Source organism: Micromonospora sp. I033 (assembly GCF_053890995.1).
Window position 1 is genome coordinate 20,567 of sequence record NZ_JBSSLX010000067.1, and the last position, 7,104, is coordinate 27,670.

The window sequence follows — 7,104 nt, forward strand, 5'->3', positions numbered from 1 at the left end:
GGATCGAGCCCATGAGCAGAGCAGCACTCGTCGTCATCGACGTCCAGGAGTCCTTCCGGCAGCGCCCGATCTGGGCCCACGCCTCCCAGCCCGACATCGTCGACCAGGTGAACCGGCTGGTCGACGCGGCCCGCCGCCGGGGCGACCTGGTGGTCTGGGTCCTGCACGCCGAGCCGGGGAGCGGTGGCGTCTTCGACCCGGCGCTCGGGCACGTGCGGCTGATCGCCGGCCTCGCCCCGGCGGCCGGAGAGCCGACGCTGGTCAAGACCTCGCACAACGCCTTCACCACCACGAACCTCCAGCAGGTGCTCACCCTCGCCGGGATCCGCGACGTGACGGTCTGCGGCATCCGCACCGAGCAGTGCGTGGAGACCACCGCCCGGGTGGGCTGCGACCTCGGGTACGAGATGACGTTCGTGACCGACGCGACCGTCACCTTCCCCACCCCGCACCGGGACCTGCCGGCCGACGCCCCGCTGGAGCGGATCCTGGCCGACCCGCGCACCCTGTCCACCGCCGAGATGACCGCCCGCACCGAATACGCCCTGGCCGGCCGGTTCGCCACCGTGCGCACCGTCGCCGAGGTGACAGACGCCGTCCCGATCGGCGCCTGAGCCCATGGCCCGGGTCGAACGACGGCTCCAGCTCGGTGCGTCCGGCGCCGCGCCGCGGCCCGGAGCCGTCGTGTTCCTGCTGGTGCCGCAGTTGCACCTGCTGGACCTCGCCGGGCCGGCCCAGGTCTTCTCCGCCGCCGCCGACCTCGGGTACGACTACCGCCTGCACTACGTCGCCGCCACCCCCGAGGTGCCGACCGTGCAGGGGGTGACGCTGCGGGCCACGCCGGACTGGCCCGCGCTGGAGCGCGACGACCTGGTGGTCGTACCCGGATGGCGGTTGTCGGCGCACGGCCCGGCGGGGCCGGTCGGGCCCGACGAGCTGCGGCGGCTGGCCGACCATCACGCGGCCGGCGGCACCGTGGCGAGCGTCTGCGCGGGCGCCTTCGCGCTCGCCCGGGCCGGGCTGCTCGACGGGCGGCGCTGCACCACCCACCACGACGTGCAGGACGAGCTGGCCCGGCGGCATCCGGCGGCCCGGGTGGTCCGCGACGTGCTCTACGTGGTCGACGACCGGGTGGTCAGCTCCGCCGGCATCGCCAGCGGCATCGACGTGGCGCTGCACCTGATCGCCACCCGGCACGGCCCCGCGGTGGCCGCCCGGATCGCCCGCACCCTGGTCGTGTACGCCCGGCGCAACGGCCACGAGCAGCAGGCCAGCGCGATGATGCGGTACCGGTCGCACCTGTCCGACGCGGTGCACCGGGCGCAGGACCTGATCGACGGGCACTACGCCGAGCCGCTGCCGCTGGCCGACCTGGCCGCCGCCTGCGGCGTCGCCGAACGCACCCTGAGCCGGCTGTTCCGGCAGGCCACCGGGCTGACCCCGCTCGGCTACCAGCACCTGCTGCGGGTGGAACGGGCCGAGCACCTGATCGGGCACGGCGCCACGGTGGAGGCCGCCGCCCGCGCGGTCGGCTTCACCGACGCGAGGATGCTGCGCCGGCTGCGCGCCCGGGGCCGCCCCGACCCCGCCGCGCTGCGGCTGGCCGGCTGAGCCCGCGCGTCAGCAGGCGGAGCCGGGGCGGTCCCGCGCCGGAACGTCCTGACGCGGCCAGGCCGGCGGCTCCGTCGCCGCCGGGCGGTAGTAGTCGTCGCGGGACAGGAACTCCACCGGCAGCGAGCCGGGCAGGGTCACCGCGCCCCGGGCCGGGCCGGGCGCCGGGCCCATCCGGACCCGCAGGGCGTCCCGCTCCGGCGGGGAGAGGTCCACCAGCTCGGGGCGCGCCAGCCGGAACGCGGCCACCGAGCGGCGTACCTGCCGGGCCAGCGCGGTGACCAGGGCGATCGGGCCGGCGAGCGCCAGCGTGGGCTGCCGGATGGTGCGCAGCGCGTCGCAGACCACCCGCAGCTCGCCGGTGCCGTCCGGGCCCTCGGCCAGCTCCAGCCGGGACGGCCACTGCCAGCGGATCTGGCCGCTGACCAGGCGGGACAGCCGGACCGGGCGCCGGTGCCGGGCGTCCGTCCGGCCGTCCCGCCCGGAGACCAGGGACAGCTCGGAGCCGGTGCAGACGTACGCCAGCCGCCGGTCGGTCACGGTGACCGTCGCGGGGGTGGGCAGCGCCCAGGACCGGACGTCGTCGGTGGGGCCGAGCAGGTGACCGGCCACCGGCAGCCGGTGCTGCCCGAGCAGGTGCTCGCCCGGCTCCGGGAGCAGCGCGTACCGCCGGTCGAGCACGGGGCGGGTGGGATCGTCATCGGCGTCGAAGCGGTGCGGCCCGATGAAGAAGGGTGCGGCGTCCTCCGGCACGGTCACGACCTCCCGGTCCCGGTTGGTGATACGTCGAGCCTGGTCCAGGCGGGGACGGCTGTCATGACAGCCGTTAGGGGGTCGGCCGGTCGGCGGACGCCTGTGACCGGTAGATGCCGATATCTTCCGGCCGGACGAGGCCGTCCTCGATCGCCCGGGCGAGCAGCGCCGCCTTGGTGGCGGCCGGCCGCCCGGCCCGGGTGTACTTGATCCGCGCGCGGTCCACGTACTGCTTCACGGTGTGCTCGCTGATCCGCATCCGGCGCGCCACCGACGCCTTCGACATCGACTGGAACCACAGCAGCAGGGCCTCGCGCTCCTTGTCCGACAGGACCGGGCGGTCCGGCCGGGGGTCGCCCACGATCGCCCCGGCCAAGGCCGGCGGCACGTACGGGCGGTCGCTCGCCGCGGCGAGCACGGTGGCCACGCAGTGCTCCCGCCCCTCGTGCTTGGCGAGGAACGCCACCGCGCCGGCGTCCAGCGCGGCCAGCATGGTCTCCGGGTCGGTGTGCTCGGAGTAGACCACCACCCGACGGCCGGCGGCGCTCAGCTCGGCCAGCTTGTCGAACACCATCCGCCCGTGCAGCCGCAGGTCGAGCAGGACCACCTCGGCCTCCGGGGCGGCCCGCAGCACCACGTCCGGATCGTCCCCGGTGGCCAGCACCCGCAGCCGCGGCTCGCCGGCCAGCCAGGCCCGTACCCCGTCGATCACGACCGGATGGTCGTCCACGATCGCCACCCCGACGGGCTGCCCGCCGGTCACGTCCTCCGCCACCGGGTCTGCGTCCATCTGATCTCCCCGTCCCGCTCGTGCAGGTGTTCCACCGGACCGTCCCCGCCCCCGTCCCCGGCGGGTGGACCGGTCGCGTCCGGCCCGTCGTGGTCGGGCGTGACCAGGCTGACCACCACCTCGTCCGGCCCGGCCACCACGGTCAGCCGGGCCCAGTCGCGGGCACCGGCGAGCGCCGCGGTCGGCGGGTCGGCCAGCCGCCGACGGACCTCGACCGGCAGCTCCGGCGGCGCCCCGACGGCGACCAGCTCGATCGGCAGGCCGTTCCGTTCCGCCAGGTCGGCGGCGGCGCGCAGCTCATGCAGCAGCGGATCAGGCACGTCGTCCGACTCGGCGATCAGCCGGCGCAGCCGGGCCGCCGCCAGCACCGCGCGGCGGCGTACCGCCGGGTCGGCCGGGTCGGCGTCGCCGGCCGCGAGGGCGGCCAGCACCTCCTCGGCCGTGCCGCTCACCAGAGCGAGCCGCGCCTGCCGCTCCCGCCGGGCCCGTTCCGCCGCGTCCCGCTCCGCCGCCACGGCCAGGGCCCCGGCGGCGGTGCCGGCCCGGTCCCGGGCCAGCGCGGCGATCGCCGCCGCACCCGCGAAGACCGCCACCGGCAGCGACGAGGTGCCGTAGACGTACATCGCGAAGCGGCTGAGGTCGGCCGGGGCGGTGGCGCCGTGCAGGACCACCGCGGCGAGGGCGATGGCCGCGTGCGCGCCGAGCAGCGCGAGCAGCCAGCGCAGCGGCCGCCGCCAGAGCACCACCAGGAAGAACCAGGCCAGCCCGCCCCACACCCAGTTGGCCGTGGTGAACAGGTGCCGTTCGCCGGCCGCCGCGAAGACCGCCCCGTCGACCACGAGCAGCGCCGCCGCCAGCGGCCGGGCGGGTGGCAGCCCGCCGCGCAGCAGGCGTACGCCGGCCGCGCCGCCGATCGCCGCGGTAACCAGCCAGCCGCCGACGACCACCGGCGGGGCGGCCAGCCGGGACCCGGCGCCGAGCAGCGCCGGCAGCCCGATCGCCAGGTGCCACGCCAGTGCGATGACCACCGCCACGATCCGGGCACCCCGGTCCGAGGCGTCGGCCACCGCGTGGGCCGCCGTCGCGGCCGCCCCCGGATCGGCGCGCTCGGGCGTCCGCTGCCGCACGACGGGCCGGGCCGTCGTGCCGGTCCCGACCGCTCCCGACTCAGTGGACACCCGACCACTCCAGCCGGATCCGGGTGCCGGCGCCAGGGGCGGAGGTCACCTCTGCGCGGCCGCCCACCGTGGCCATCCGGCCGTGGATCGACTCGCGCAGGCCGTACCGGTGGGCCGGGACCGTGGCCGGGTCGAAGCCGGGGCCGTCGTCGGTCACGTCGACCACGACGGTGTCCGCGTCCCGGGCCAGACGCAGCGTCGTGGCGGCGCCCGGCGCGTGCCGCACCACGTTCGCCAGCGCGGCGGCGGCGCTGTCGGCGAGCGCCGCGGCGACCACCGCGGGCACCCGGCACGGCGCCAGCGTCGCGGCGACGGTCAGCTCGGGCAGCCGGGCGAGGACGGTCCGCAGCCGCTCGTCCAGGGCCACCGCGCCGGTTGCCGGCGCGGAGCGTGCGTCGGCCAGGGCGGTGAGGGTACGCAGGTCGGCCGCGCACCGCTCGCGCAGCGCGGCGGACGGGCCGGACACCGCGCCGAGCCCGACCATGGTGAGCGTGGCGAGGACGGTGTCGTGCAGGTCCCGGTTCTGCCGCCGCTCGGCCTCCCGGGCGGCCCGCCCCACCACCGCCTCGTGGGACAGCCGCTGGTAGTCCGTGAAGGCGGCGTCGGCACTGCCGATCCGGTGGCGCATCACCGCGGTCATCATCGCCGTGCACCCGGTCTGCACCAGCAGCGTCCCGGCGTGCGCCCGTGCCTCCACCGGGTTGCCGGCCAGGGTGGCGCCGACCGCGTAGCCGGCGGCGACCAGCAGCCCGGCCGGGACCGACCAGCGGGCCGGTGCGGTGGCCTGCGCGTTGATCACGGTGGTGCTGGCGAGCACCGCGACCCAGCTCCCCTCGCCGGGCAGCACCTCCGGCGCGACCAGCCAGGGGATCGCCAGCCCGGTCGCGGTGGTCAGCGCCACGTCACCGGCCACCAGCGCGCCGGTGATCCCGTGCCGGAGCGCGCGGACGGCGTACCAGGCGGACCAGGCGGTGAGCGCGACGATCGCCGGGACGAGCAGGGCCACCTGGACGGGCGGGGTGCGCACCGCCAGCGCGACCACCGCGGCGACCAGGCCGCAGGTGAGCCGGAGCAGCGCCGGCAGCGTGGTGAAGACCAGGGTGAACGCGCCGCCCGCCGGCCGGTCCAACGGGGACGGCGGCAGGGTCGTGGCGGCAACGACCGGCATCGGGGGAGGTGTCCTTCCGGCAGCGACCCGGTCGGGTCCGCACGGCCTAGATCGACGCCGGAGAATAGCATGCTCGCAGGCAACCGGTCACCCACGGTACGCGGCGCGTCGCTTACCGACTCCCGGCCGGTGGAAGTAGGCCGTGGTGAAGCCGGTCCGCGGGCCGAGCAGCAGGGTGGCGTCGGCCGAACCGTCGGGCAGCGGCAGGTCCCGGGCGTCACCCACGGTCGCGGTGATTCCTGGGTACGCCGCGCGGGCCGCCGCGACGTGTGCCGGCACCACGTCGGCGGGTCGATGCTGCGGCATCCGTCGATGGTGGACGTCCGGTCCCGGCCCGTCACCCGGTTTACCGCGCGAGCTACTGGCGCGGCGCTCCTACCCTGCGGACATGACGTACCAGCCGGCCATGGTGCCACCCAGGAAGTCGAACACGACCCGGGTCGTGCTCACCGTCGTCGGCGTGGTTCTCGCGCTCTGCTGCGTGGGCGGCGTGGTCGGCGGCTTCGCCCTCTACCGCGTGGTGCAGGACGCCACCGGTCCGGCCCGGACCGCCGTGGACACCTTCGCCGGCGCCCTGGTCGACCGCGACTACCCGACCGCGTACGGCCAGCTCTGCGGGCGGGTGCGTGACCGGGTCAGCCAGGAGGACTTCGTCCGGCAGCAGTCCGCCCAGCCCGCGCTGACCGGCTACCGGATCGTCGGGTTGAACGTCACGAACAGCAACGGACGGGTCAGCGGGTCGGCGCAGGTCCGCTTCACCCCGCAGAGCGGCACCACCGTGACGCAGGCGTTCGTCCTGGTCAAGGAGGACGGCGGGTGGCGGATCTGCGAGTGACGGCGTCCCCGTCCCGGCCCCTCGGTTCCTCGCTCTCCGGTCACGGTCCGTGCCGTCGTGCCGCCGCATGGGTAGCGGTGTGACATCCGGCGCGGGACCAGCGCTGAGGGGCACGGAACGAAGGCACGGGACTCGTGACCAGCGCGTCCACGGCGTAGCCGACCGGTCACCGGGTGGCTCCGCCCGGGCGCGGGTGGTCGGCCACCCCTCCGGCCGGCGCCGGGTCACCCGTGCCCCGGTCCCGCTGTTCCGGAGGCACGCCGGGCGGCACGTCCGTGTCCATCCCCCACAACGGAGCCGTACCGATGTCACAGCTCGTCCTCGCGAAACTGCTCACCCTCAAGGCCGGCGCGGCGGTCCTCGCCGTCACCGCCGGCGGTGGGGTCGCGTTCGCCGCCGCGACCGGCACCCTGCCCGGTCCGCTCGCCGACCGGAGCGCGAAGCCGTCGGCCCACGCCACCGACACGCCCTCCCCGAACGACGGCAAGGGCAAGGGCCCGGCCGACGCCAAGGGCACCCCGTCGCCGAACCTGGTGGGGCTCTGCCGGGCGTACCGGGCGGGCGCGGGTGACAACCCGGGCAAGGCGCTGGAGAGCCCCGCGTTCCGCGTCCTGGTCACCACCGCGGGCGACAAGGAGAAGGTGGCGGCGTACTGCGACACGCTGCTCGCCGCCGAGAAGGGCCGGCCGGCGCGGCCGACCGCCACGCCCAGCCACCCGGCGGGCCAGCCGGACAACCGGCCGACCGGCACCGGGACCGAGCGACCCGG

At 76.6% G+C, this 7,104-nt stretch carries 8 protein-coding genes and 1 pseudogene; 4 read left to right on the top strand and 5 right to left on the bottom strand.

Annotated elements, in window-relative coordinates; all coding sequences use genetic code 11:
* The first annotated feature begins 11 nt into the window (after nucleotides 1-11).
* Nucleotides 12-614: an isochorismatase family protein gene (locus tag ACW0Q9_RS14080; protein WP_456181344.1), complete on the top strand. Its 603-nt coding sequence runs from the start codon at nucleotides 12-14 to the stop codon at nucleotides 612-614.
* 70 nt (nucleotides 615-684) lie between these two features.
* Nucleotides 685-1,611 carry a GlxA family transcriptional regulator gene (locus ACW0Q9_RS14085; RefSeq protein WP_456181346.1) on the top strand — a complete coding sequence of 309 codons (927 nt, stop codon included), beginning with the start codon at nucleotides 685-687 and terminating at the stop codon, nucleotides 1,609-1,611.
* Between the two features lie 9 nt (nucleotides 1,612-1,620).
* On the opposite strand, the gene ACW0Q9_RS14090 is transcribed toward ACW0Q9_RS14085, so the two are convergent.
* From ACW0Q9_RS14090 to ACW0Q9_RS14110, 5 genes are all read right to left on the bottom strand, one after another.
* Entirely contained in the window at nucleotides 1,621-2,364 is a 744-nt protein-coding gene (locus tag ACW0Q9_RS14090) for a hypothetical protein (protein WP_456181360.1), read from the bottom strand.
* 73 nt (nucleotides 2,365-2,437) lie between these two features.
* Nucleotides 2,438-3,154 (bottom strand): response regulator transcription factor, encoded by a 717-nt coding sequence (locus ACW0Q9_RS14095; protein ID WP_456181348.1) that lies wholly within the window; start codon nucleotides 3,152-3,154, stop codon nucleotides 2,438-2,440.
* Nucleotides 3,124-4,332, bottom strand: coding sequence for a hypothetical protein (locus tag ACW0Q9_RS14100; RefSeq protein WP_456181350.1), 1,209 nt, complete (start codon nucleotides 4,330-4,332; stop codon nucleotides 3,124-3,126). Before ACW0Q9_RS14100 ends, ACW0Q9_RS14095 begins: the two co-directional genes overlap by 31 nt.
* Nucleotides 4,322-5,500: a sensor histidine kinase gene (locus ACW0Q9_RS14105; protein ID WP_456181352.1), complete on the bottom strand. Its 1,179-nt coding sequence runs from the start codon at nucleotides 5,498-5,500 to the stop codon at nucleotides 4,322-4,324. Before ACW0Q9_RS14105 ends, ACW0Q9_RS14100 begins: the two co-directional genes overlap by 11 nt.
* A gap of 87 nt (nucleotides 5,501-5,587) precedes the next feature.
* Nucleotides 5,588-5,806: a hypothetical protein gene (locus ACW0Q9_RS14110; RefSeq protein ID WP_456181354.1), complete on the bottom strand. Its 219-nt coding sequence runs from the start codon at nucleotides 5,804-5,806 to the stop codon at nucleotides 5,588-5,590.
* A gap of 82 nt (nucleotides 5,807-5,888) precedes the next feature.
* Between ACW0Q9_RS14110 and ACW0Q9_RS14115 the strand changes: the two genes are divergently transcribed.
* Together ACW0Q9_RS14115 and ACW0Q9_RS14120 are read left to right on the top strand one after the other, a co-directional pair.
* The gene (locus ACW0Q9_RS14115; RefSeq protein WP_456181356.1) at nucleotides 5,889-6,335 is read left to right on the top strand and encodes an Rv0361 family membrane protein; all 447 of its coding nucleotides are present in this window, start codon (nucleotides 5,889-5,891) and stop codon (nucleotides 6,333-6,335) included.
* Between the two features lie 305 nt (nucleotides 6,336-6,640).
* A pseudogene (locus tag ACW0Q9_RS14120) lies at nucleotides 6,641-7,104 on the top strand (hypothetical protein); the annotation flags it as partial.

Coding starts and splice junctions, on each gene's coding strand:
- ACW0Q9_RS14080 (WP_456181344.1), top strand. CDS start 12: ATGAGCAGAGCAGCACTCGTCGTCATCGACGTCCAGGAGTCCTTCCGG.
- ACW0Q9_RS14095 (WP_456181348.1), bottom strand. CDS start 3,154: ATGGACGCAGACCCGGTGGCGGAGGACGTGACCGGCGGGCAGCCCGTC.
- ACW0Q9_RS14105 (WP_456181352.1), bottom strand. CDS start 5,500: ATGCCGGTCGTTGCCGCCACGACCCTGCCGCCGTCCCCGTTGGACCGG.
- ACW0Q9_RS14110 (WP_456181354.1), bottom strand. CDS start 5,806: ATGCCGCAGCATCGACCCGCCGACGTGGTGCCGGCACACGTCGCGGCG.
- ACW0Q9_RS14115 (WP_456181356.1), top strand. CDS start 5,889: ATGACGTACCAGCCGGCCATGGTGCCACCCAGGAAGTCGAACACGACC.